Genomic DNA, 25,979 nt, shown 5'->3' on the forward strand with positions numbered 1-25,979 from the left:
CGATTCCAGGAGCCGACCCGATGCTGACGGTGATTTCCCCCGCCAAGACCCTCGATTACGACACCCCGCCGGTGACCGAACGTTTCACCCTGCCCCAGTACCTGGACGACTCCCAGGAACTGATCGTGCAACTGCGCGAGCTGTCGCCCGCCCAGATCAGCGAACTGATGCACCTGTCCGACAAGCTCGCCGGCCTCAATGCCGCCCGCTTCGGCAGTTGGACCCCTGACTTCACCCCGGCCAACGCCAAGCAGGCGCTGCTGGCGTTCAAAGGCGATGTGTACACCGGCCTCGATGCGCAAAGCCTTGGCGAAGATGACTTCAGCTATGCCCAGGGCCACCTGCGCATGCTCTCTGGCCTGTATGGCCTGCTACGCCCGCTCGACCTGATGCAGCCTTATCGGCTGGAAATGGGCACCAAGCTGGCCAACGCCCGCGGCAAGGACCTGTATGCCTTCTGGGGCACGCGCATCAGCGAATGGCTGAACCAGGCCCTGGCCGACCAGGGTGACGACGTGTTGCTGAACCTGGCCAGCAACGAGTACTTCAGTGCGGTGAAACGCAGCGCTTTGAAGGCGCGGGTGATCAACGTCGACTTCAAGGACTTCAAGAACGGCCAGTACAAGATCATCAGTTTCTATGCCAAGAAAGCCCGGGGCATGATGAGCCGCTTCGTGATCGAGCAGCGCATCAACGACCCGGAGCAGCTCAAAGCGTTTGATGTGCAGGGCTACTACTACAGTGCCGAGCAGTCCAAGCCTGATCACCTGGTGTTCCTGCGCGACCACCCTGCCGAGTGATTTGATGAGGGCCTCTTCGCGGGCTTGTTCGCGATGAGGCCACCTGCAACACCCCTCCCCAGCCCTGCAACAGGGCAGGCTTCATATCGCCACCAAGCCATGTTTATGACGCCAAAAAACCAACGAACCCACCTTTATCGCCAAACGCCATAAGACCGTTCGTACCTTTTCTGACGAATTTTGAAAAATATTTCTCGATACTGGCATAAAAACATCCCCCCTCAGTCTCGCCCTTTATATACCGGGACGAAACTGCCCGGTGCTATCAGAATGAAACTATTTGCCACTGAAGAATTATTTAGAAATCTTTCATTGGTGCAGAATCCACCCAGGAACTTCTGCTACGCCCAATCGCTCATAGTGCCGTAACGATTTTCCTGCCTACGGGCTGTGAGAAATGACTTACAGATGACAACGGCAGGTATCCACTACCGGCCCCGGCAACTTCGACAGGAATAACGGGCTCCCCCCGACAGCCCTGTCCAAGCAGGAGAGACGCGCCCTTACAATTCGTCCTAGTGGTTGATTTCAAAGGATTTATCCACTTGAAAGAACAAGCACAGCAGTGCGCCAAGTAGCGCATTGCAATAAAGACGGCTGAAGACCAAGGCACGTTTTTTAATAATGGCTTTTGACTGCCAAGTTTGAGCGCATAACTTTTCGCGCTCCGGATTAATTTTGCCTGCGCTCGGCGAAGTGTGCATTCGCCATGGACCCGTGCGCCCGGAAACTGATGTTGATCAACCTGGCCCGGCTCTTCCTGAAGAGCTGGCGTGATAAACACACATGAGGTGATAGCGATGCGTATCAGCATCTTTGGTTTGGGTTATGTAGGTGCGGTCTGTGCAGGCTGCCTGACGGCGCGAGGCCATGAAGTGATTGGCGTGGACGTGTCCAGCACCAAGATCGACCTGATCAACCAGGGCAAGTCGCCCATCGTCGAACCTGGCCTGGAAGCACTGCTGCAACAAGGCATCGCCAATGGCCGCCTGCGCGGCACCACCGACTTCGCCGAGGCCATCCGCGCCAGCGATGTGTCGATGATCTGCGTCGGTACGCCGAGCAAGAAGAACGGCGACCTGGGCCTTGAGTACATCGAATCGGTGTGCCGCGAAATCGGCTACGTACTGCGCGACACAACCCGCCGCCACACCATCGTGGTACGCAGCACCGTGCTGCCAGGTACCGTCAAGAACGTGGTGATCCCGATTCTGGAAGATTGCTCGGGCAAAAAAGCCGGGGTCGACTTCGGCGTTGCGGTAAACCCTGAGTTCCTCCGCGAGAGCACCGCGATCAAAGACTACGACCAGCCACCGATGACCGTCATCGGCGAACTGGACAGCGCCAGCGGCGACGTACTGCAAAGCCTGTACGAAGAGCTCGACGCACCGATCATCCGCAAGCCGATCGAAGTGGCCGAGATGATCAAGTACACCTGCAACGTGTGGCACGCCACCAAGGTCACCTTCGCCAACGAAATCGGCAACATCGCCAAGGCCGTAGGTGTCGATGGCCGCGACGTGATGGACGTGGTCTGCCAGGACAAGGTGCTGAACCTGTCCCAGTACTACATGCGCCCAGGCTTTGCCTTCGGCGGCTCGTGCCTGCCCAAGGACGTACGCGCCCTCACCTACCGCGCCGCCAGCCTCGACGTGCGAGCGCCACTGCTCGATTCGCTGATGCTCAGCAACGAGTCGCAAGTGCAAAACGCCTTCGAGCTGATCGAAGCCCACGACAAGCGCAAGGTCGCCCTGCTCGGCCTGAGCTTCAAGGCCGGCACCGACGACCTGCGCGAAAGCCCGCTGGTGGAGCTGGCCGAGCGCCTGATCGGCAAGGGCTACCAGTTGGACATCTACGACGAGAACGTCCAGTACGCCCGTGTCCACGGCGCCAACAAAGACTACATCGAGTCGAAGATCCCCCACGTATCAAAGCTGCTCAACGCCGACTTCCAGCAGGTCATCGACAACGCCGACATCATCGTCCTGGGCAACCGTGACGAGCAGTTCCGCGCCCTGGCCCAGCAGGCACCCGCTGGCAAGCAGGTGATTGACCTGGTCGGCTTCATGAACAACGCCACCTGCAGCACCAGCCGTACCGAAGGCATCTGCTGGTAACACCCCTGGCCGGGCAGCGCGGGTACTCCTTACCCACCAAGCGCTGCCCTTCCTTCCCTGATTTCGCGACGGATGCTGAACATGCAAAGGCTCCAGACAGTGCTGTTGCAGTGCGCCGGATGGCTGCTCTACATGAGCCTGCTCATGCTGATCGCCCTGGCCCTGCCCGCCGATATCTTCGACTCGCAGTCGAAGCACTTCATCTTCCTGGTCGGCGCAGTCGGCATCTGGCGCTACTCCATGGGCGCCACCCATTTCATCCGCGGCATGATCTTCCTCTACGCCGTCTACCCGTACCTGCGCCGCAAGGTGCAGAAACTGGGCAAGGCCGCAGACCCGTCCCATGTGTACCTGATGGTCACCAGTTTTCGTATCGATGCGCTGACCACCGCACAGGTGTACAGCTCGGTGATCCGCGAAGCCATCAACTGCGGCTTCCCCACCACCGTGGTCTGCTCGCTGGTGGAGATGTCGGACGAACTGCTGGTGAAAAGCCTATGGGCCAAATACAACCCGCCAGAGCACGTCAAGCTGGACATCGTGCGCATCGCCGGCACCGGCAAGCGTGACGGCCTGGCCTATGGTTTTCGCGCCATCTCGCGGATGCTCCCGGACGAAAACGCCGTGGTGGCCGTGATCGATGGCGACACCGTGCTGGCCGATGGCGTGGTGTGCAAGACCGTGCCCTGGTTCAAGCTCTACCCCAATGTCGGTGGCCTGACCACCAACGAATTCTGCGAAGTGCGCGGCGGCTACATCATGAGCGAGTGGCACAAGCTGCGCTTCGCCCAGCGCCACATCAACATGTGCTCGATGGCCCTGTCCAAGCGCGTGCTGACCATGACCGGGCGCATGTCGATGTTCCGCGCAAGCGTGGTGACCAACCCCGAGTTCATCGCCGACGTCGAAAGCGACTCGCTGATGCACTGGCGCCTGGGCCGCTTCAAGTTCCTCACCGGTGATGACAAGTCCAGCTGGTTCAGCCTGATGCGCCTTGGCTACGACACCTTCTACGTACCGGATGCCGCGATCAACACGGTCGAGCACCCGCCGGAAAAAAGCTTCCTCAAGGCCAGCCGCAAGCTGATGTACCGCTGGTACGGCAACAACCTGCGGCAGAACTCGCGCGCGCTGGGCCTGGGCCTGCAGCGCCTGGGGCTGTTCACCAGCATCGTCCTGTTCGACCAGCGCGTGTCGATGTGGACCAGCCTCCTGGGCCTGACCGTGGCGGTGATCGCCAGCCTCAAGTTCGGCCTCGGCTTCTTGCTGGTGTACCTGCTGTGGATCGGCATCACCCGCCTGATCCTGACCGTGATGCTGCTGTGCTCGGGGCACAAGGTCGGGCCGGCCTATCCGCTGATTCTTTATTACAACCAGATCGTCGGCGCGATGATGAAGATCTACGTGTTCTTCCGCCTCGACAAGCAGTCCTGGACCCGCCAGCCCACTGCCCTCAAGCGTGACCTCGCCAGCTTTCAACAATGGTTCAACACCTGGTCCTCGCGGACCATGACCTTCTCGGCGGCCAGCATCTTCGTTGCTGTGCTGTTCATGGTCGTGTGAGCCCAACCGGATCGGATCTAACAGGAACAAACCACCATGAATACCGCCGTGAACGTCAACGTCGTGCATGAGTCCGAAGCCCAGCGCCAACACGCCCGGGTGCGCATTCCAGCCAAGCTGCGCTTCCTGGATACCCAGCGCCAAACCCACGAAGTGAAGGTCGATGACCTGTCCGCCGGTGGCCTGAGCTTCCACAGCAAACAGCCACTGTCGGTGGGCGATGTGCTGCGCGGGCGTCTGCAGTTCGTGGTCGACAACCTGGGCCTGTCGATCGACATCGAGTTCCAGGTGCGCTCCTTCAACCCGAGCAATGGCCGTACCGGCGCGCAGTTCCAGAACCTCGAACCGCGCGACATCGCCACCCTGCGCCACATCATCACCAGCCATCTGTCGGGCGAACTGATCAGCATCGGCGATGTGCTCAGCACGCTGCAGCGCGACAACTTCACCAAGGCGCGCAAACAGAAGGATGGCGGCAGCGGCCTGACCGCTTTCGGCCGCCTCAAGGCGGTCGGTGTGACCCTGGGTGTGTTCGTGGTCGGTGTGGCCGCCTTCGGCTTCGTGGCCAAGTCGCTGTACGGCATGTACTTCGTCAGCCACGCCGAAGCCGGCGTGGTCGCGGTGCCCACCACCAGCGTCACCATGCCCCGCGACGGCACCGTGAACAGCCTGGTCGAAAGCGGTGGCCTGGTGGTCAAGGGCGCGCCGCTGGCAAGCTTCAGCACCAGCATGCTGGACATGCTCAAGGGCCACCTGGACGACTCGCAACTGGAGCCGGCCAAGGTCGAGGAGCTGTTCGGCAAGCAACTCTCCGGCACCCTCACCAGCCCCTGCGATTGCGTGGTTGCCCGGCAACTGGTGGACGACGGCCAGTACGCCGCCAAGGGCCAGCCGATCTTCCAGTTGATCCCTCGCACCAGCAACCCGATGGTCGAGGCCCGCTTCAGCTACCGCCAGTTCGACGAGGTCAAGCCAGGTACCCGGGTCAACTTCCAGGTGGCCGGCGAAGACGAAGTGCGCACTGGCCAGATCGTCAGCAGCGCCAGCCTCGACAACGAGAACCTGGCCGCCGACATCCGCGTGCAAATCAAGCCTGACAGCGGCCTGCCGGCCGAACTGGCCGGGCGCCCGGCCTCGGTCAGCAGCGACCGTGGCCCGTCGCTCAACTGGCTGATCGACAAAGCCGCGGCCCGTGGGCTGTAAGAGGATCCAGCGATGATTCCCCATAAGAAAAGCGCAAGCCTGGGCCTCTGTGCCCTGGCCACGGCCATCGCCCTGGCCGGCTGTGCCGGCCTGCCCGACCAGCGTCTGGCCAACGAAGCCCTCAAGCGCGGCGACACCGCCCTGGCTGAACGCAACTACAAGGCCCTGGCCGACCTGGGCTACAGCGACGCGCAAGTGGGCCTGGCCGACATCAAGGTGGCCACCCGTGACCCGGCGCAAATCCAGCAAGCCGAGGCCACCTACCGCGCTGCGGCCGCCACCTCGCCACGGGCCCAGGCGCGCCTTGGCCGCCTGCTGGTGGCCAAGCCCGACAGCACCCAGGCAGAACGCGAAGAGGCCGAAAGCCTGCTCAAGCACGCCGCCCAACAGGGTGAAAGCAACACCCTGATCCCGCTGGCGATGCTTTACCTGCAATACCCGCAGAGCTTCCCCAACGTCAACGCGCAGCAGCAGATCGACCAGTGGCGCGCGGCCGGCAACCCCGAGGCGGGCCTGGCCCAGGTGCTGCTGTATCGCACCCAGGGCACCTACGACCAGCACCTGGGCGAGGTCGAGCGGATCTGCAAGGCCGCCCTGAACACCACCGACATCTGCTACGTCGAACTGGCCACCGTGTACCAGAAGCGCGGCCAGGCCGACCAGCAAGCCGCACTGCTGGGCCAGCTGAAGTCCGCCTATGCCCGTGGCGCCGTCCCGGCCACCCGGGTCGACAGCGTCGCCCGCGTGCTGGCCGACCGCAGCCTCGGCCAGACCGACGAAAAGACCGCCAAGGACCTGCTCGAACATGTGGCCCCGGCCAACCCGGCCTCGTGGGTCAGCCTGGCGCAACTGGTCTACGACTTCCCCGAACTGGGCGATACCGACCAGCTCATGGCCTACATCGACAAAGGCCGCGAAGCCGAACAGCCGCGCGCCGAACTGTTGCTGGGCCGCCTCTACTACGAAGGCAAGACACTGCCGGCCGATGCTGCAAAGGCCGAACAGCACCTGCAGGCCGCCGCCGACGCTGGCGAAATCAGCGCCCATTACTACCTGGGCCAGCTGTACCGCCGCGGCTACCTGGGCAATGTCGAGCCGCAGAAAGCCGTCGACCACCTGCTGACCGCCGCCCGTGGCGGCCAGAACAGCGCCGACTATGCCTTGGCCCAGCTGTTCAGCGAAGGCCATGGCATCCGCAGCGAGCCGACCAACGCCTGGGTATTCGCCCAGCTGTCGCAGCTAAACCCGACGCCACAGTCCAGCGAGCTGCTGCAGCAACTCGACCAGCAACTCTCGCCTGACCAGCGCAGCCAGGCCCAACGCCTGCTGGCGCAGGAGAAGCAGGCACGCGGCAGCATGAGCCAAGGCGCCAACAGCACCCTGGCCCTCGAAGCCTTGCAAGACGACGAAAAAGAAGTAGACGGTGAGGACTCGCTATGACGCTCAATCCCTTCGTGAAAGCCGGCATTGGCCTGAGCTTCGCCCTGCTGTGGTCCTGCCCGACCCTGGCCGACATGACCGCCGAGAAAAACTTCGGCCTGGACGTGAAAATCACCGGTCAATCGGAAGATGACCGCGACCTGGGCACCCGCCCTGGCGGCGACGTCAACGGCCTGGGCCTCGACCTGCGCCCATGGGTGTACGGCGAGCGTGGCAACTGGAGCGCCTATGCCATGGGCCAGGCGGTTGCCGCCACCGACACCATCGAAACCGACACCCTGCGCCAGAACGATGACGGCACCACCACCGACACCGGCGACGACAGCCGCAAGCCAGACAAAAACTACCTGGCCATGCGCGAGTTCTGGGTCGGCTACAGCGGCCTCACCGCCTACCCGGGCGAGCAGCTGCGCTTCGGCCGCCAGCGCCTGCGCAGCGACGACGGCATGTGGCGCGACACCAACATCGAAGCGCTGAACTGGTCCTTCGACACCACCTTGCTCAAGGCTGACCTGGGCGTGGCCCAGCGCTTCAGCGAGTACCGCACCGACCTCACCGAGCTGGCCCCGGAAGACAAGGACCGCACGCACATCTATGGCAACGTCGCCACGCAGTGGACGCCTGGCCATTGGGTTGGCGTACGCGCCCACCACACCCACGACAGCGGCAGCCTGAAAGACCCCGGCGAGACGGTCGATGCGCTGGACAAGACCCGCACCGGCGACCTCACCTGGCTGGGCCTGGAGGCCAACAGCGACGCCTACAACTGGCGCAACGATCACACCGTCAACTACTGGGGCAGCCTGACCTGGCTGACCGGTGATCGCGACACCCTGAGCAGCCAGGCCGTAGGCGACGAGCAGGTGGCTACCGGCAAGCAGAGCGGCGACGTCAACGCCTGGGCCACCGACCTCGGCATCCGCCTGCGCCTGGACCCCAACTGGCAAGTCGGCGCGGCCTATGCCCGTGGCAGCGGCGGCGGTGGCGACGACGGTTCGAACAACTTCGAGCAGACCGGCCTTGAGAGCAACCGCTCCAACTTCACCGGTACCCGCTCGCGCGTGCACCGCTTCGGCGAAGCCTTCCGCGGCGAGCTGGGCAACCTGCAGGCAGCCACTTTGTTTGCCTCCTGGCAGCTGCGCGATGACTACGACGCCAGCTTCATCTACCACAAGTTCTGGCGCGTAGATGGCCAGCAGAACATTGGCTCCAGCGGCATCAATGCTGCGGTCAACGACAACGGCGTCAGCCGCCCGCTGGTCAACGGCGAGAAAGACCTCGGCCAGGAAATGGACGTGGTCGTGACCAAGTACTTCAAGCAGGGCCTGCTGCCCGCTTCGATGAGCCAGGCCATCGACGAACCGTCCGCCCTGGTGCGCTTGCGTGCCGGTGTATTCAAGCCGGGCGATGCCTATGGCAAGGAAGCGGACTCGTACATGCACCGTGCCTTCGTCGACGTGATCTGGCGCTTCTGAGGCCGGTAGAGGATTTGTTGCCATGACCCTTCACCCGCACCTACGTCACAGCCTGTTGGCCAGCGCCTTGCTGCTGGCCTCAGGCCTTGCCGTCGCCGCAGAACCCACGGCAGTCGCCAAGGAACTGCAGCAGGCCAAGACCTACACCATCTCTGCCGCACCGGTCGAACCGCTGCACATGGACCCGCCCAAGCTGCCCGACCTCACCGGCTTCACCGCCGAGGCCGTGCAGAAAAAGATCGACCGCAGCCACAAAGGCAAGGTCAGCGTGCGCCGCATGCTGCAAGAAGTGTCGCTCAAGGAATTCATCGGCGGTGACAACAAGGCCGCCGAGTGGGTGCAGCGTCAGCATGGCATCCCGCAGGCGATTTTCGTCGACGACGGCCATGTCGACCTGGTCGAGTTGAGCAAGCAGGTACCCAAGCAGTACCTGCGCGAAGTCGAGCCGGGCGTGTACCTGTCGCGCCTGCCGATCGTGGTGGGGCACAAGGGCATCCTAGAGATCGACGGCAAGGTCAAGCAACTGCGCCTTTCCCAGGAAGGCGGCGCGTTCCTGGTCAACGACGGCAAGCTGTTCGTCACCGACACCCAGGTCACCGGCTGGCGCGAGAAGGACAACGGCCCGGCCACTTTCCGCTCGCCCAAGGAGTTCCGCCCGTTCCTGTTGTCGTGGGGCGGTACCGAGACCTACATCGTCAATACCAAAATGGCCAGCTTCGGCTACGCCAAGTCCAAGTCCTACGGTGTGAGCATCTCGCAGTACACGCCGAACATGTCCAAGCAGATGGGTCGCGCCGAACCTACCGGCTGGATCATCGGCTCGGAGTTCAGCGACATGTGGTACGGCTTCTACTGCTACGAGACCCAGGACTTCGTGGTCAAGGACAACACCTACCGCGACAACATCGTCTACGGCATCGACCCGCACGACCGTTCGCACCGCCTGATCATCGCCGGCAACACCGTGTACGGCACCAAGAAGAAGCACGGCATCATCGTCTCGCGTGAGGTCAACGACAGCTGGATCATCAACAACAAGAGCTACGACAACAAGCTCTCGGGCGTGGTGATCGACCGTAACAGCGTCAACAACCTGATCGCCTACAACGAGATCTACCGCAACCACACCGACGGCATCACCTTGTACGAAAGCGGCGACAACCTGATCTGGGGCAACAAGCTGATCAACAACCGCCGCCACGGCATCCGCGTGCGCAACAGCGTGAACATCCGCCTGTACGAAAACGTTGCCATGGCCAACGGCCTGGTCGGTGTCTACGGGCACATCAAGGACCTCTCCGACACCGACCGCGACATCGCCCTCGACCCGTTCGACACCAAGGTGTCGCTGATCGTGGTCGGCGGTGAGCTGGCGGCCAACGGCTCCGGGCCGCTGTCGATCGACTCGCCGCTGTCGGTCGAGCTGTACAAGGTTTCCATGCTCGCGCCGCGCAAGGCCAACGGCATCAGCCTCAACGGCATCCTCGGCGAGCGCCAGGACGAAATCCTCGACCTGCTGGTGCGCCAGCAAAAGGCTGTGCTGATCGACCCGGTCGAACGCCAGACCGAAATGATCGATTAAGGAAGCCCAGACCATGACTCCACACCTGATGAAACTGCTGGGCCTGTCCGCCGCCCTCCTGGCGATCAGCCAGGGCGTGCGCGCCGACGAGGTGAAAGCCCCGACGTTCAGCGCCGAACCCTGCTGCCAGCTGTGCCCCGAGGCGCACGACGCCAGCCGCTACACCACCCGCTACCAGCAGAACTTCACCACGCTGGTGCAGGCCCAGGGCGACTGGCTGTTCCGTACCCGCGAAGACCTGCGCACCGAGTTCACCACCACGCCCGCCGGCTACAAACGCCTGCAGCAGGTGCACGACGCGTTCAAGAAACGTGGCGTGGAACTGGTCGTGGTCTACCAGCCGACCCGTGGCCTGGTGAACCGCAACATGCTCAAGCCCGAAGAAAAGGCCGCCTTCGACTACCAGAAGGCCCTGAGCAACTACCAAGCCATGCTCAGGCGCTTCGCCGGCATGGGCTACAACGTCCCCGACCTGTCGCCGCTGACCAACGAGCAACTGGCCGCCGCCGACCAGGGCAAGGACTTCTACTTCCGCGGCGACCAGCACTGGACGCCATATGGCGCCGAGCGCGCCGCCAAGATCGTGGCCGATACCGTGCACCACATGCCGGCTTTCGAAGGCATCCCGCGCAAGGAATTCGAAACCCACAAATCTGGGCGCATGGGCAAGACCGGCACCCTGCACAACGTCGCCGGCCAGCTCTGCGGCACCAGCTACGCCGTGCAGTACATGGACCAGTTCGCCACCGAGCCGAAAGGCGCCAGCGGCGGCGACGACCTGTTCGGCGACGGCGGCAATGCGCAGATCACCCTGGTCGGTACCAGCCACAGCGGCAAGAACTACAACTTCTCGGGCTTCCTCGAGCAGTACATCGGCGCCGACGTGCTCAACGTCGCCTTCCCTGGCGGTGGCCTGGAAGGTTCGATGATCCAGTACCTGGGCAGCGAGGAATTCCAGAACAACCCACCGAAGATCCTCATCTGGGAATTCTCGCCGCTGTATCGCCTGGACCAGGAAACCATCTGGCGGCAGATCCTCGGCCTGCTCGACGACGGTTGCGACGCGCGCCCGGCCCTGATGAGCGCCAGCAGCACACTCAAGCCTGGCAAGAACGAGCTGATGGTCAACGGCAAGGGCGGCGTGATCAAAGACCTGATCAACCGCAACCTGCAGATGGACGTCAAGTTCGAAGACCCTTCGGTCAAGGTGCTGCAAGCGACCCTCTGGTACCTCAATGGCCGCCACGAGGACATCAAGCTGGAGAAGCCGGAAACCTCCGACACCGACGGCCGCTTCGTCTTCCAGATGCGCGAGGACGAGGACTGGGCCAACCAGAACCTGCTGGCCTTCGAGGTCCAGGGGCCGGAAAACGGCACCCAGAAGGTCGAGGCCAAACTCTGCAAACGCAACAACTTCGCCGTGCCTGCGCACACCGCGCAAGCCGGCCAGTGAGGCGACCATGACCACGTTCAAGCACATCTTCAGCCCCGCCCTGCTCGCCCTGGCCCTGGTCGGCGGCGCCGCGCATGCCGCGCTGGTGCCCCCTCAGGGCTACTACGAGGGGATCGAAAAGCTCAAGACCAGCGACGGTAAGTTCCGCTGTGAAGCGGCGCCCAAGCCTTACACCGGCGCGCTGCAGTTTCGCAGCAAGTACGAAGGCTCGGACAAGGCACGGGCGACCCTGAACCTGGACTCGGAACAGGCCTTCCGCGATTCCACCAAAGACATCACCACGCTTGAGCGTGGCGTCGCCAAGATGGTCAACCAGTACATGCGTGATGGCCGGCCGGCGCAGCTCGACTGCACCCTGACCTGGCTGGGGGCCTGGGCACGCGCCGATGCGCTGCTGTCCACCGACTACAACCACACCGGCAAGTCGATGCGCAAATGGGCGCTGGGCAGCATGAGCGGCTCATGGCTGCGCCTGAAGTTCTCCAATTCGCAGCCCCTGGCCGCGCACCAGGCCGAAGCCGAGCAGATCGAGCGCTGGTTCGCCCGCCTGGCCGAACAGACCGTGCGTGACTGGAGCGACCTGCCGCTGGAGAAGATCAACAACCACAGCTACTGGGCCGCCTGGTCGGTGATGGCCACCGCCGTGGCCACCGACCGCCGCGACCTGTTCGACTGGGCCGTGAAGGAATACAAGGTCGGCGCCAACCAGATCGACGACCAGGGCTTCTTGCCCAACGAAGTCAAGCGCAAGCAGCGCGCCCTGGCCTACCACAACTACGCCCTGCCGCCGCTGGCGATGATCGCAAGCTTCGCCAAGGCCAACGGTGTGGACCTGCGCAGCGAGAACAACTTCGCCCTGCAGCGCCTGGGCGAAGGCGTGCTGGCCGGCGCCCGCGACCCGCGCCATTTCGCAGAGCGCGCAGGTGAAAAACAGGACATGAAAGACCTCAAGGTCGACAGCAAGTACGCCTGGCTCGAGCCCTGGTGCGCGCTGTACCAGTGCGTGGGCGACACGCTTGAGCGCAAGCACGGCATGCAGCCATTCGACAGCTTCAGGCTGGGCGGCAACCTGACCCGGGTCTATGACCCGAGCGCGGCTTCGAAGAAGTAACACCCCTGTCGGGGGTGATCTGTGTGGGAGCGGGCTTGCCCCGCGAAGGCGTCAGCAGCGACAACGCCTTTGCCCTTTCGGGCCTCTTCGCGGGGCAAGCCCGCTCCCACAGGAAATGAGTTGCTCTCCAGTCATGAACTGGGGGGTTTGGGGGGCGCTTTGCCCTGGATGCTGTGAACAAATTAGGAGAACCGGGATGGTCTTCTCGTCCAACGTGTTCCTGTTCCTGTTCTTGCCGATCTTCCTCGGCCTGTACTACTTGAGCGGGCAACGCTATCGCAACCTGCTGTTGCTGGTCGCCAGCTACATCTTCTATGCCTGGTGGCGCGTGGACTTCCTCGCCCTGTTCGCCGGCGTGACCCTGTGGAACTACTGGATCGGCCTTAAAGTCGGCGCAGCAGGCGTACGCACCAAGCCGGCGCAGCGCTGGCTGCTGCTGGGCGTGGGCGTCGACCTGGCGATCCTCGGCTATTTCAAGTACGCCAACTTCGGCGTCGACAGCCTCAACGCGATCGTCAGCTCGTTTGGCCTGGAGCCGTTCATCCTCACCCACGTGCTGCTGCCGATCGGTATCTCGTTCTACATCTTCGAGTCGATCAGCTACATCATCGACGTGTACCGCGGCGACACCCCGGCCACCCGCAACCTGATCGACTTCGCAGCGTTCGTGGCGATCTTCCCGCACCTGATCGCCGGCCCCGTGCTGCGCTTCAAGGACCTGGTCGACCAATTCAACAACCGTACCCACACCCTGGACAAGTTCTCCGAAGGCTGCACCCGCTTCATGCAGGGCTTCATCAAGAAAGTGTTCATCGCCGACACCCTGGCAGTGGTCGCCGACCATTGCTTCGCCCTGCAGAACCCGACCACCGGCGACGCCTGGCTGGGCGCCCTGGCCTATACCGCGCAGCTGTACTTCGACTTCTCCGGCTACAGCGACATGGCCATCGGCCTGGGCCTGATGATGGGCTTCCGCTTCATGGAGAACTTCAAGCAGCCGTACATCAGCCAGTCGATCACCGAGTTCTGGCGCCGCTGGCACATCAGCCTGTCGACCTGGCTGCGCGACTACCTGTACATCACCCTGGGCGGCAACCGCAAAGGCACCTTCAATACCTACCGCAACCTGTTCCTGACCATGCTGCTGGGCGGGCTGTGGCACGGCGCCAACTTCACCTACATCATCTGGGGCGCCTGGCACGGCATGTGGCTGGCCATCGAGCGGGCGCTGGGCCTCGACACCAACCCGCAGCGCTTCAACCCGGTCAAGTGGGCGTTCACCTTCCTCCTGGTGGTGGTTGGCTGGGTGATCTTCCGGGCCGAGAACCTGCACGTGGCCGGCCGCATGTACGGCGCCATGTTCAGCTTTGGTGAATGGCAGCTGTCGGAGCTCAACCGCGCCCAGCTCACCGGGTTGCAAGTAGCCACCCTGATCATCGCCTACCTCACCTTGGCGTACTTCGGCCTGCGCGACTTCTACCGCAATGCCAAACCGACGCCGCAGGCGACCCCGGTGCATATCAACGCCGACGGCTCGATTGGCCTGGACTGGACCCGGGTGATGACCCGCGTCCTGATCCTGCTGCTGTTCGTGGCCTCGATCCTCAAGCTTTCGGCGCAGAGCTACTCGCCGTTCCTTTACTTCCAGTTCTGAGGTTGATGACCATGACCCGGACATTACGCATTACCTATTCGCTGTCGTTCCTCGGCCTGCTGGTCGGCATGGGCGCCTGGTCCACTGGCGGCCTGGACAGCTTCCAGCGCACCGCGCAGATGACCTTGCTCAACGGCAAGCTGGCCAAGGCCGCCGAGACCCACTACGACGAGCAGTTCCCGATCAAGCGCCTGGGCACCAACCTCTGGGCGGCACTGGACTTCAAGCTGTTCAACGAAGGGCGCCCAGGCGTGGTGCTGGGCCGCGACCAATGGCTGTTCAGCGATGAAGAGTTCAAACCCACCGCCGGTGCCGAGCAACTGATGCAGGAAAACCTGGCGCTGATCCGTGGCGTGCGCGACACCCTGCAGCAGCATGGCAGCCAGCTGGTGCTGGCGATCGTGCCGGCCAAGGCGCGGGTCTACTCGGAGTATGTGGGCAAGGAGCTGCCAGCCAGCCTGCATGACGACCTGTACAACCAGTTTCATGCCCAGGCCCGCCAGGCCAACGTGTTCGCCCCGGACCTGATGGCGCCCCTGGAGCAGGCCAAGGCCCGTGGCCAGGTATTCCTGCGCACCGACACCCACTGGACGCCGATGGGCGCCGAAGTCGCCGCACAGGCGCTGGCCGAAGCGGTCAGCCGCCAGAGCTTGCTCAATGGTGACCCCCAGGCCTTCATCACCGAAGCCGGCAATACCGCGCCGTACAAGGGCGACCTGACCAACTTCCTGCCACTCGACCCGCTGTTCAGCAACCTGTTACCGGCGCCGGACAACCTGCAGCAACGCACAACACGCCCAGCCGAAACCGAAGGCGAGGCAGGCGATGCGCTGTTCGCCGACAGCCAGATTCCGGTCGCACTGGTAGGCACCAGCTACAGCGCCAACCCGCACTGGAACTTCCTCGGTGCCCTGCAGCAAGCCCTGCACAGCGACGTCGCCAACTACGCCGAAGACGGCCATGGCCCGCTGCTGCCGATGCTCAAGTACCTGCAAAGCGATGCTTTCAAAAATGCCGCGCCACAAGTGGTGGTGTGGGAATTCCCCGAACGTTATCTGCCCATGAAAAACGACCTCAGCAGCTTTGATCCGCAGTGGATCGCGCAGCTGAAGAACACCCGTAAATCCGAAGAAAACCTGGCCCTGTCGTCCACCCGGACGAACCACTGATCGATAGAGAGGAACACGCACATGACTACCAAAACTTCCATTGCCAAAGCCCTCACCCTCGCGGCCGGCCTTTCCCTTGCTTCGATGCAGGCCTTCGCCGGCGCTGATGCCGCGCTGTATGGCCCGACCGCGCCGAAAGGCTCGACCTTCGTGCGCCTGTACAACGCTGCCAGCGCCCCGGCCGCCGCCTCGGTCGGCAACACCCAGATCAAACAAGTCGGCGCCCAGGCCAGCAGCGACTTCAGCTTCCTGCCCGGTGGCGACTACACCGCCCAGGTCGGCGGCAAGAGCGTCCCGGTCAAGCTGGCCTCGGACAAGTACTACACCCTGGTCAACAGCGGCAGCGGCAACCCGCAATTGATCGAAGAGCCACCGTTCAAGAACAAGCAGAAAGCCCTGGTACGCGTACAGAACCTCAGCGACCAGTCGCTGACCCTGAAGACCGCCGATGGCAAGACCGAAGTGGTCACCCCGGTAGCAGCCAAAGGCCGTGGCGAGCGTGAGATCAACCCGGTCAAGGTCAACCTCGCCCTGTATGCAGGTGACAAGAAAGTCAGCGACGTCAAACCCGTCGCCCTGGAACGCGGCGAAGCTGCCGTGCTGTACGTCACCGGCTCGGGCAGCAGCCTGTCGCCGGTCTGGGTCACCCGCCCAGTGTCCACCCACTGATCCCCTGCCTCGTTAACGACCTTATTGGAGAAACATCATGATCCCGGTAATTCTTTCTGGTGGTAGCGGTTCGCGTCTGTGGCCTCTGTCGCGCAAGCAGTTCCCCAAGCAGTTCCTGGCCCTGACCGGTGAACACACGCTGTTCCAGCAAACCATCCAGCGCCTGGTGTTCGAAGGCATGGATGCGCCGATCGTGGTCTGCAACAAGGACCACAAGTTCATCGTCCAGGAGCAGCTCGGCGCCCTGAAACTTGAAACCCAGGCCATCCTGATGGAGCCGTTCGGCCGCAACACGGCGCCCGCCGTGGCGATGACCGCGATGAAGCTGGTCAGCGAAGGCCGCGACGACTTGATGCTGGTGTTGCCTGCCGACCACGTGATCGACGATCAAAAAGCCCTGCAGCGCGCCCTGGCCCTGGCCACCGTGGCCGCCGAGCGTGGCGAGATGGTGCTGTTCGGCGTGCCGGCGACCAAGCCTGAGACCGGCTATGGCTACATCCGCTCCAGCCAGGACGCACTGCTGCCAGAAGGCGTGGCGCGGGTTGCGCAGTTCGTCGAAAAACCCGATGAAAAACGCGCCGCCGAGTTCGTCAAGGCCGGTGGCTACTTCTGGAACAGCGGCATGTTCCTGTTCCGCGCCAGCCGTTTCCTCGAAGAGCTGAAAAAGCACGACGCCGACATCTACGACACCTGTGTGCTGGCCTTGGAACGCAGCCAGGAAGAAGACGATGTGTTGAGCATCGACGAAGCCACCTTCGCCTGCTGCCCGGACAACTCCATCGACTATGCGGTGATGGAGAAGACCCAGCGTGCCTGCGTGGTGCCGATGTCGGCCGGCTGGAGCGACGTGGGCTGCTGGTCGTCGCTGTGGGAAGTGCACGACAAGGACGACAACGGCAACGTCACCAAAGGCGATGTGGTGGTGCAGGACAGCCGCAACTGCATGATCCATGGCAATGGCAAGCTGGTGTCGGTGATCGGCCTCGAGAACATCGTCGTGGTCGAGACCAAGGACGCCATGATGATTGCCCACAAGGACAAGGTCCAAGGCGTCAAGCAGATGGTCAAGACCCTGGACGAGCAGGGCCGCAGCGAGACCCAGAACCACCTGGAAGTGTACCGCCCGTGGGGCTCGTACGACTCGGTGGACATGGGCGGCCGCTTCCAGGTCAAGCACATCACCGTCAAGCCGGGCGCCAGCCTGTCGCTGCAGATGCACCACCACCGCGCCGAGCACTGGATCGTGGTGTCCGGCACTGCCGAAGTGACGTGCGACGAGAACGTGTTCCTGCTGACCGAGAACCAGTCGACCTACATCCCGATCGCCTCGATCCACCGCCTGCGCAACCCAGGCAAGATCCCACTGGAGATCATCGAAGTGCAGTCTGGCAGCTACCTGGGCGAGGATGATATCGAGCGCTTCGAGGACGTCTACGGGCGCACCTCGACGCCGGTCGAGCGTGGTGTTTCGGTGAAAACCATCGCGCAGTAAGTGAACCCCCGGGGCCGCACCTGCAAAGGTCACACGATCCGGCAGGAGCGGCCTTGTGTCGCGAAAGGAGGGCAAAGCCCTCCCGCTTTTGAGCCCTCCCCCATTTCAAGCTACGATGGTCAGACCCCGCGCAACCAAGGTCTGCAAGCCCCATGATCATCGGTGCCTTCCTCATCCTCACCTGGCTGGTGCTGCTGCTGCGCTACCCGGCCAAAGCCCTGCCGATATCCCTGGCCGCTGTCTGTGGCCTGGGCCTGGTCGCCCTGTTCGTCGCCTGGCAAGACACCCGCGAAGCCACGCAACTGGCACGCCTGGACCTGCGCCTGAGCTACGCCCCTGACAAGTGCCCCGCCGACCGCGCGCTGCACGTACACATGAAAAACGGCAACAAAGTCCCGCTCACCGAGCTGCGATGGCGCGTGGGCGCGTATGCGCCGGGTGATACCGTCAACCTTGCCGAAAACACCTACAGCGCGCCGCGTTACCGCGGGCCGGGTGAGCTGCAACCGGGTGCCGAATGGAACGATTGCCTGCCGGTACCGCCTCTGCGTTCCGGCTACCGGGCACAGACGCTGGAGTTTCGTGCCGAGCGGCTGCAAGGTACATTTGCCAATTGACGCATTGCCTGCCTCGCGAAGAGGCCGGTGCAGGCCACACACAATTCCCAGACCCAAGGCCCTCCCCATGCCCACCGTCCTGATCACCGGTTGTTCCAGCGGCATCGGCCGCGCCCTGGCCAACGCCTTCCGCGATGCCGGCCACGAGGTCTGGGCCACCGCCCGCAAGCCTGAGGACGTCGAGCAGTTGTCCGCTGCCGGCTTCACCGCCCGGCAACTGGACGTCAATGACAGCGATGCCCTGACGCAACTGGCCGATGAGCTGCAAGCGCGCCACGCCGGCCTCGACGTCCTGATCAACAACGCCGGCTACGGCGCCATGGGCCCGCTGCTCGACGGCGGCGTAGACGCTATGCGCCAGCAATTCGAAACCAACGTATTCGCCGTGGTCGGCGTGACCCGCGCGCTGTTCCCGCTGCTGTGTCGCGCACGCGGGCTGGTGGTGAACATCGGCAGCGTTTCCGGGGTGCTGGTCACGCCATTCGCCGGTGCCTATTGCGCTTCCAAGGCCGCGGTCAACGCCCTGAGCGATGCCCTGCGCCTGGAGCTGGCGCCGTTTGGCATTCGGGTGATGGAAGTGCAACCGGGGGCGATCGCCTCGCAGTTCGCCAGCAATGCCCAGCGCCAGGCCGAGCAGGTACTGGCGGCGGATTCTCCGTGGTGGCCGCTGCGCGAGTACGTCCAGGCACGCGCCCGGGCGTCGCAGGACCGGCCGACGCCGGCAGCCGTGTTTGCCCAAGGGGTGCTGGCGGCCACGCGCAAAACGGCGGTGCCTGCGGTGGTGAGGTTGGGCAATGGCAGCACAGCGTTGCCGCTGATCGCCAGGCTGTTGCCGCGGCGGCTGCTGGGCTGGGTGTTGCGCAAGCGGTTCGGCTTGCTGCGTCCGCTTTGATGTTTGGCCAGCACAGCGAGCGAAACCGTCACACCTTTTTCGACGGCTGAGTATCAAACGCCTGCCAGCCCCCGCCCAGCGCCTTGTACAACCCCACCAAGGCCTGGGAAACCGCTGCCGAGCTGTCAATCCACTGCTCTTCGCTGGCCAGCAACGCACCCTGAACCGTCAGCACATTGAGAAAGTCCACCGCCCCTTCCACATACTGGCGCTGGGCAGTCTCCAGGGCGATGCGGTTCTGCCGCACCGCCTCGGCCAGGTGGTCGCGGCGCAACTGGCTGGCGTTGTACAGGCGCAGCACATCGTCGATCTCATGCCAGGCGCCGAGCACCACCTTGCGGTAGTTGAGCGCCGCTTCCTGCTGCTGCGCCTCGCGCAACTCCAGCGTGCCTTTAAGCCGCCCCCCTTCGAAGATCGGCAACGACAGTTGCGGGCCGAAGGCGAAGCGGCGCGAGTCCCAGCCGCCGAAGTCGGACAGCTGCATGGCCTGGAACCCCATGCTGCCCGACAGCCGAATGCTCGGGTAGAAGTCGGCCTTGGCCACGCCGATGCTGGCGGTTGCCGCGTGCAACCGCGCCTCGGCCTGGCGAATGTCCGGGCGGCGCTCAGCCAACTCGGACGGCAAGCCGATGGCGAACTGTTGTTGCGGCGCGGGCAGTTCACCGCCTTCGAGCAGCTGCGCCTGCAGGCTGCGTGGCGGTTCGGCCGCGAGCAGGCTGAGGGCGTTGATCAGGTCGTCGCGGCGGGCCTCCAGGCTGGGCAGGCGGGCTTCGATCGAAGCGACCTGGGCACTGGCCTGGGCCACGTCGAGGCGGGTGGCGACACCTTCGGCCTGGCGGTTTTCAGACAGCTTCAAGCTGTGCTGCGCCACCTTCAGGTTGTCACGGGTGACATCGAGCGTGTGCTGTACCGCACGCAATTGAATGTAGTTGCCGGCGGTTTCCGACAGCAGCACCAGCAGCACGCCACGGCGGTCGTTCTCGGCCACTTCGACCGTCGCATCGGCAGCCTCGACCTGGCGCCGCACGCGGCCCCAGAGGTCCAGCTCCCAACCCGCGACCAGGTCACCCTGCCACAGGTTGAAGGCAGACTTACCGGCATGGCCAGAGGGGTCGCTCAGGCCTTCGGCGCTGTTGCGAGCACGGCTGTAGCCCGCGTTCACATCCACCGAAGGCACTTCGTCCGCCGCCACCGTACTGCGCAGGGCGCGGCTTTGCAGCAGGCGTGCACTGGCCATCTGCAGGTCCAGGTTGCGTTCGGTGACCTGCTGGATCAGCGCGCTGAGGCGGGCATCGTGAAAGGTTTCCCACCAGCGCAGCTCCAGCGGCTCGGCTTGCGGCTGGCTTGCTGCGGCCTCGCCTTGCAGCGCCGCCCACTGTTGCGGGGCCTGGCTGGCGGGGCGCTGGAAGTCCGGCCCCAGGGTGCAGCCGGCCATGAGCACAGCCAGCAACAACGGGCTCAAGCGTAATGCTGGCTTCATCGCGCGCTCACCTCTTTGCCCTCGAGCTTGTCGCCACGGGTATCGATGGTGGCTTCCACCGACATGCCCACGCGCAGCCGTGCAAGCAGCGCCTGGCCGTCATCGAAGACGATCTTCACCGGAATGCGCTGCACCACCTTGGTGAAGTTGCCGGTGGCATTGTCGGGTTTGACGGCGGCAAAGGTGACCCCGGTGGCCGGCGCAATACTCTCGACATGGCCCTTGAGTTGCTCGCCAGAGAAGGTGTCGACCGTGATGCTCACCGGTTGGCCAGGCTGCACGTGGGTCAGCTGGGTTTCCTGGAAGTTGCCGACCACATAGGCCTGCTGCAACGGCACCACCGACAACAGGCGAGCACCCGGGTTGACATAGGCGCCCACGCGCAAGGCACGCTCACCGACCATGCCGTCCACCGGTGCGGTGATGCGCGTGTAGGACAGGTCCAGCAGGGCCTTTTCCAGCCCGGCTTCAGCACGCTTGAGCTGGCCATCGGCACTGGCCACCTGGGCGGTGAGGATATCCACCTGTTTGCGTGTCGCCAGCAAGGCCGCCTGGGTATTGGCCAGGCGCGCACGGGCCTGGTCGACCCCACTGCGCGCTTGCTGCGCGTTCTGCACGGTGCCGGCGCCCTGCTCGGCCAGGCGGCTGTAGCGGTTGACTTCATGATCGGCGAAGGCGGTTTCGGCCTGGGCCGCTTTCACCGCGGCCTCGGCCTGGGCGATCAGTGCCGCCTGGCGCTCCAGCGTGGCGCGGGCGTCGGCGCTCTGCGCCTTGGCCACCAGCAATTGCGCCTGGGCAGCGTCGAGCGCGGCCTGGTAGTCGCGGGCATCGATGGTCGCCAGCAACTGGCCGGCCTTGACCTGCTGGTTGTCCTCGACCAGCACCTCCTTGATAAAGCCTGCGACTTTGGGCGCGACCACGGTGTAGTCGGCGATCACGTAGGCGTCGTTGGTGCGCTGGCGGTGGTCACTGCCAAACATCCAGGGGCCGACGATGCCGGCCAGCACGGCCACGGCGAGCACCGAGCCGATGATGATTGTCTTGCGGTTGTTGGTCATCTCAAGTTCTCGAATTCATTCACGGGCTCAAGCCACCGCACGCGGCGGGAAGATCCGGGTAGGCACGAAGGGGATCAGGCAGATCAAAGCGACGGCGATGCAGGCCATCACCAGGTACTGGTCGGCCGAGGTCAGTACCTGGGCCTGTTCATGAATGCGTCGGGCAAGGCCGGTGGCGCTGCCATCGATCAACGGCGCGTTGCCCAGGCTGTCGACCAGGTGGTTGGAATGAAAATGCCGGCGCACGGTGCCCAGGGCATCCAGCAGGCCACCGGCAATCACCGCCGACAGCCCTTTGACCGTGTTGAACCAGGCCGAGGCGAACGGGCCCTCCTGCGGGGTCATGCCATTGGTGGAAAGCATCAGCAACGGCAACACCGCCATCGGCTGGCCAAACACCTGCAGCAGGTAGAAGGGGTAGAAATCGCCGCGAATCCATTCGGAGGTCAACAGGCTGCAGCCCACGCACGACACCGCCAGCATGCCAAGCCCGATCGCCAGCACCCAGCGGCAATCCACCACGCGCAGGTTGCACAGCGCGGCCGTGAGCGGCAGGGCGATGAGTTGCGGCATGGCCACCAGCATCATCAGCGGGCTGGTCTGCGCCGGGCGGTAGCCCTGGATCTGCGCCAGGTAGGCTGACGGGATGGTGCCCACGCCAGACAACACGACCAACACGCCGGCCAGGGTCAACAAGGCAAAACTCAGGTTGCGCCGCGTCAGCATGCGCAGCTGGAAGAACGGCAGCGGCTCGGACCATTCGTTGTACATGAACAGCACCAGCAACAGCAGGCCGCCCCCCAGCAGCCAGCAGATCAGCGGCGAGTCGAACCAGCCCCAGCGGTCACCCAGCGACAAGCCGAGGACGATGCAACTGATGGCCGGCAGGCCAAGCAGCACGCCACGCCAGTCGAGCTGCTTGAAGCGTTCGAGGCGCAGTGGGTCTTGCGGCAGGCCCCAGCCGACACAAGCCATGGCCAGCAGCGACGGCAGGATGATCTGCCAGAACGCCCACTGCCAGCCGACATACTCGGTCCACAGGCCTGCCAGCGGCGTGCCGAGGTTCGGCCCGAAGGTGGCGGTCAGGGCATAGCAGGCCAGGCCATAGACCTTGATGCCCGGTGGCAGAAAGCGCAGTGCGACGCTCATCAGCATCGGCGGCAAGGCGCCAGAGGCGAAACCCTGCAGCACCCGCAGCAGCATCAGGCTGTGCAGGTTGGGGGCGAAGGGTTGCAGCAGGCCCAGCACGGCGAACAGGCCGACGGCAGACAGGGTGAAGCGACGCAGCGAAAAGGTCGTGGCGAGCCAGGGTGCGAAGGCCATCGCCGACACCGACGCCGCGCTGTACACGGCCAACAGCCAGGCGCCCTCGTCGGCACCGATGCCCATGGCGCCACGGATGTCGTTGAGGGAAATCTTGGTCACCGCCTCGTTGAGGCCGGCGCATAACACCGCCAGCAACACGCCGAACAGCCCCACCACCACCTGCAGGCCGAACGCCGACTGCGCAGGGGCGGCCGGCGCAGGGGCGGCGGCCAACGCAGCAGAAGGCGCGGTCAGGGAACTCATGGGATACATCTCCAGCAACAATTTTAGGGCTGGAGCAAGTCTAAGAAGATCGAATGCTGACGAAAACTGACTTGTTGGCAGCTTTATATTGCGTCAGACGCAATTGATGGTGCGCTCACGGGTCCAACCGGCCACACGCCCTCAAGGTCTGGCGCAGCCACCGATGCGCTGGGTCGTTGTCGAACCGCGGGTGCCAGGCCTGCATTACATTGACTTTTGCCAGCGGCACCGGGATCTCGAACGAGCGCAAGGGCAGCTTCAAGCGCTGCACGCTGTTGAGGATATTGGCCGGTATCGGCAGGATCAGGTCCGAATCCGGCAACGAGAACATCGCCGAGTGGAAGCTGGTGGTGATCAACGCCACGCGCCGCTCCACCTTGTGCTGGGCCAACGCCTCATCGATCGGCCCATTGGCCCGGCCGCGGCGCGACACACTGATCTGCGGGTAGGCGGCAAAACGCTCAGGAGTGATCGGGGCGTCGAAGATCGGGTGCCCCACACGCGCCAGGCCCACGAAGTAGGTGTTGAACAGGCTCTGCACCTTGATTTCCGGGCCCAGCTCAATGGCCGAGCTGATGATCAGGTCGATATGCCCGTTGCGCAGCACCGCATCATCGTCGCCACTGCCCTCCGGCACGAAACGCAGCACCGTGCGCGGCGCCTGGGCCAGCATCATGCGCAGCAACTGGGCACCGTACAGGGCAATGAACAGGTCGTTGGTGCGGATGTTGAAGGCACGGTCCAGGTTCACCAGGTCGACATCGTCGCGGCTGCGAAACACCTGCCCAGCCTGCTCCACCAGGCCATGCACCTGCTCGCGCAAGGCCAGCGCACGGGGGGTGGGCACCAGGCCACGGCCGGCGCGTACCAGAATCGGGTCACCCAGCGCATCGCGAATGCGCCCCAAGGTGCGGCTCATGGCCGCCGGGCTCAGGTTCATGCGCTGCGCCGCGCCCACCACGCTGCCCTCGTCGAGCAAGGCATCGAGGGCGACGAGCAGGTTCATGTCCGGGAGTTGCATGGCCGTTTTCCGTTACAGCTGTGGGAAAGGCGATGGTAGCAGGTTGGTTGATTGCGTCTGACGCAATAAGGTCGTGCGTGAGGGAGCATTTATTCGGGATGCGGGATGGGCCATAAGTGACGCAGTGGCTGTACAGCCAACCGACTAGCCAGCTTCGACAAGGATTCACATGCCCAGCACCGTCTTGATTGCCATCGATGCCTCCCCTGCTGCTGCCGCCCTGCTCACCCTCGCCCGCCGCTACTGCCGCCCTGACGAACATGAACTGCACGTGCTGCTGGCCATCGACACCACCTTTACCGTGCACGACCAACCGGCGCCCTATACCGCCGAGGAACTGGAGGAATACCCGGCTGCCTGCGAGGAGCAGCACTTGGGCGAAAGCGCCGTGGCGGATGCCGTGCGTGTGTTGCAAAAGGCGGGTTTTGCCAGCCAAGGGGCCATGGTGGCCGGGCAGCCGGTGGAGGTTATCGTTGGCCAGGCGCAGGAGCTGGGGTGCGAGTTGATCATCATGGGGCACCGGCATTTGTCGCGATTGGGGCGGTTGCTGGATCCGTCGATCAGCGCGAAGGTGATTGACCGGGTCGAGGTGCCGGTGTTGGTGGGGGTTGCGGGGTAGAGATTGGGGGTGCGCCTGCGAGGGTTCGCCTTGAGTTTTGCAGCGCCCATGAGATCGAGCGCCGCGCGGGCGGCGCTCGATCTCATGGGCGCCAGAAGGGTTGCGGCGAACACTGGGGCAAACACCTCACTCCTCACCCGGCTTCACCACCACCGTACAGGTCGTCCCCGCCGCCAGCAAAAACCCTTCTGGCACTTCATCAATGTGAATCCGCACAGGCACCCGCTGCGCCAGCCGCACCCAGTTGAAGGTGGGGTTCACGTCAGCAATCAGCTCGCGGCTCTGCGGGTTGTCGCGATCATAAATACCGCGGGCGATGCTCTCCACATGGCCGGTGATGCGCTCGCCGCTCATCATCTGCAACTCGGCCCGATCACCTACCTTTACATGCGGCAGCTTGGTCTCTTCGAAAAAGCCGTAGACCCAGAATGAGTGCTCATCGACCACCGCCATCACCGCCTCACCGGTGCGCGCATAGTCGCCCTTGTGAATGTTCAGGTTGGTCACGTAGCCATCCACCGTGGCCACGATATGCGTGCGCTTGAGGTTCAGCTCGGCCGCCGACAGCTCGGCCAGGGCCTGTTGATAATCCGCCTGGGCCGAGTTGGCGATGTTGCTGGCGTCGTCGCGGTTTTCCTTGGAGATCACCAAGTTGTCCATGTCGGCCCGGCGCTTGGCGTTGACCTTGCGCATCTCCCAGGTGGCCTTGCGCGAGGCGACCAGGGCCTTGGCCTGGTCGACGGCCAGCTGATAGTGCTCAGGGTCGATCTGGATCAGCAGGTCGCCCTTCTTCACCCGCTGGTTGTCCTTGACCGGCACACCCACCACATAGCCCGGCACGTCGGCGGCGACGTTGATGATGTCGGCACGCACACGGCCGTCGCGGGTCCACGGCGTGGTCATGTAGTGCAGCCACAACTGGCGGCCGATCGCCACGGCAGCCACCAGCACCAGCAGGGTGGCGATCAGGCTGAAGAACTTTTTCATCGAGGGTT

General features: G+C 63.8%; 21 protein-coding genes. 16 read left to right on the forward strand and 5 right to left on the reverse strand.

The genetic code is table 11. From position 1 onward, the window contains the following. Positions 1–20: 20 nt before the first annotated feature. The 15 genes from yaaA (at position 21) to LOY26_RS22270 (ending at position 19,237) form a co-directional block, all read left to right on the forward strand. On the forward strand, positions 21–800 hold the full coding sequence (gene yaaA / locus LOY26_RS22200) for a peroxide stress protein YaaA (protein WP_033702871.1): 780 nt from the start codon (positions 21–23) through the stop codon (positions 798–800). 800 nt (positions 801–1,600) lie between these two features. Next, a complete protein-coding gene (locus tag LOY26_RS22205) occupies positions 1,601–2,917 on the forward strand; it encodes a nucleotide sugar dehydrogenase (protein ID WP_095064190.1) in 1,317 nt (438 codons plus the stop codon). Positions 2,918–2,998: 81 nt separating this feature from the next. Then, complete coding sequence (locus LOY26_RS22210; RefSeq protein ID WP_177326484.1) at positions 2,999–4,480, forward strand: glycosyltransferase family 2 protein; 1,482 nt, start codon at positions 2,999–3,001, stop codon at positions 4,478–4,480. A 36-nt stretch (positions 4,481–4,516) separates the two neighbouring features. Then, positions 4,517–5,683 carry an alginate biosynthesis protein Alg44 gene (locus LOY26_RS22215; RefSeq protein ID WP_033702874.1) on the forward strand — a complete coding sequence of 389 codons (1,167 nt, stop codon included), beginning with the start codon at positions 4,517–4,519 and terminating at the stop codon, positions 5,681–5,683. A 12-nt stretch (positions 5,684–5,695) separates the two neighbouring features. Then, on the forward strand, positions 5,696–7,123 hold the full coding sequence (gene algK, locus LOY26_RS22220; RefSeq protein WP_258714091.1) for an alginate biosynthesis TPR repeat lipoprotein AlgK: 1,428 nt from the start codon (positions 5,696–5,698) through the stop codon (positions 7,121–7,123). Further along, the gene (locus LOY26_RS22225; RefSeq protein ID WP_186663357.1) at positions 7,120–8,598 is read left to right on the forward strand and encodes an alginate export family protein; all 1,479 of its coding nucleotides are present in this window, start codon (positions 7,120–7,122) and stop codon (positions 8,596–8,598) included. Before algK ends, LOY26_RS22225 begins: the two co-directional genes overlap by 4 nt. 22 nt (positions 8,599–8,620) lie before the next feature. Next, entirely contained in the window at positions 8,621–10,180 is a 1,560-nt protein-coding gene (algG, locus tag LOY26_RS22230) for a mannuronan 5-epimerase AlgG (RefSeq protein ID WP_033702877.1), read from the forward strand. Positions 10,181–10,193: 13 nt separating this feature from the next. Continuing rightward, positions 10,194–11,633, forward strand: coding sequence for an alginate O-acetyltransferase (locus LOY26_RS22235; protein WP_258714092.1), 1,440 nt, complete (start codon positions 10,194–10,196; stop codon positions 11,631–11,633). Positions 11,634–11,640: 7 nt separating this feature from the next. Beyond that, the gene (locus LOY26_RS22240; protein WP_186663355.1) at positions 11,641–12,744 is read left to right on the forward strand and encodes a mannuronate-specific alginate lyase; all 1,104 of its coding nucleotides are present in this window, start codon (positions 11,641–11,643) and stop codon (positions 12,742–12,744) included. Positions 12,745–12,940: 196 nt separating this feature from the next. Next, the gene (locus LOY26_RS22245) at positions 12,941–14,398 is read left to right on the forward strand and encodes an MBOAT family protein (protein WP_258714093.1); all 1,458 of its coding nucleotides are present in this window, start codon (positions 12,941–12,943) and stop codon (positions 14,396–14,398) included. Between the two features lie 11 nt (positions 14,399–14,409). Continuing rightward, positions 14,410–15,567 carry an alginate O-acetyltransferase gene (locus tag LOY26_RS22250; RefSeq protein WP_186658789.1) on the forward strand — a complete coding sequence of 386 codons (1,158 nt, stop codon included), beginning with the start codon at positions 14,410–14,412 and terminating at the stop codon, positions 15,565–15,567. 21 nt (positions 15,568–15,588) lie between these two features. Then, positions 15,589–16,236 carry an alginate O-acetyltransferase AlgF gene (locus LOY26_RS22255; protein ID WP_033702883.1) on the forward strand — a complete coding sequence of 216 codons (648 nt, stop codon included), beginning with the start codon at positions 15,589–15,591 and terminating at the stop codon, positions 16,234–16,236. Positions 16,237–16,273: 37 nt separating this feature from the next. Further along, positions 16,274–17,728 carry a mannose-1-phosphate guanylyltransferase/mannose-6-phosphate isomerase gene (locus tag LOY26_RS22260; RefSeq protein WP_033702884.1) on the forward strand — a complete coding sequence of 485 codons (1,455 nt, stop codon included), beginning with the start codon at positions 16,274–16,276 and terminating at the stop codon, positions 17,726–17,728. 152 nt (positions 17,729–17,880) lie between these two features. Further along, complete coding sequence (locus tag LOY26_RS22265; protein ID WP_033702885.1) at positions 17,881–18,345, forward strand: hypothetical protein; 465 nt, start codon at positions 17,881–17,883, stop codon at positions 18,343–18,345. Between the two features lie 67 nt (positions 18,346–18,412). Continuing rightward, positions 18,413–19,237, forward strand: coding sequence for an SDR family oxidoreductase (locus LOY26_RS22270; protein WP_258714094.1), 825 nt, complete (start codon positions 18,413–18,415; stop codon positions 19,235–19,237). 28 nt (positions 19,238–19,265) lie between these two features. Here the strand turns inward: LOY26_RS22270 and LOY26_RS22275 are convergent, their stop codons facing one another. From LOY26_RS22275 to LOY26_RS22290, 4 genes are all read right to left on the reverse strand, one after another. Beyond that, positions 19,266–20,717, reverse strand: a complete 1,452-nt coding sequence (locus tag LOY26_RS22275) for an efflux transporter outer membrane subunit (protein WP_186663352.1) — start codon at positions 20,715–20,717, stop codon at positions 19,266–19,268. Further along, positions 20,714–21,775, reverse strand: a complete 1,062-nt coding sequence (locus LOY26_RS22280) for an HlyD family secretion protein (protein WP_186658795.1) — start codon at positions 21,773–21,775, stop codon at positions 20,714–20,716. The genes LOY26_RS22275 and LOY26_RS22280 overlap by 4 nt, the downstream gene beginning before the upstream one ends. Positions 21,776–21,802: 27 nt before the next feature. Continuing rightward, entirely contained in the window at positions 21,803–23,344 is a 1,542-nt protein-coding gene (locus LOY26_RS22285) for an MFS transporter (RefSeq protein WP_258714095.1), read from the reverse strand. Positions 23,345–23,459: 115 nt separating this feature from the next. Next, positions 23,460–24,365: a LysR family transcriptional regulator gene (locus LOY26_RS22290; RefSeq protein WP_033702890.1), complete on the reverse strand. Its 906-nt coding sequence runs from the start codon at positions 24,363–24,365 to the stop codon at positions 23,460–23,462. A 169-nt stretch (positions 24,366–24,534) separates the two neighbouring features. Here LOY26_RS22290 and LOY26_RS22295 point away from each other — a divergent pair, with 169 nt between their 5' ends. Beyond that, positions 24,535–24,984, forward strand: a complete 450-nt coding sequence (locus LOY26_RS22295) for a universal stress protein (protein ID WP_033702891.1) — start codon at positions 24,535–24,537, stop codon at positions 24,982–24,984. Positions 24,985–25,110: 126 nt separating this feature from the next. On the opposite strand, the gene LOY26_RS22300 is transcribed toward LOY26_RS22295, so the two are convergent. After that, positions 25,111–25,971, reverse strand: a complete 861-nt coding sequence (locus LOY26_RS22300; protein WP_258714096.1) for an HlyD family secretion protein — start codon at positions 25,969–25,971, stop codon at positions 25,111–25,113. Between the last annotated feature and the right edge of the window lie 8 nt (positions 25,972–25,979).

The sequence above is a fragment of the Pseudomonas sp. B21-047 genome, assembly GCF_024748775.1.
Lineage (GTDB): Bacteria > Pseudomonadota > Gammaproteobacteria > Pseudomonadales > Pseudomonadaceae > Aquipseudomonas > Aquipseudomonas capeferrum.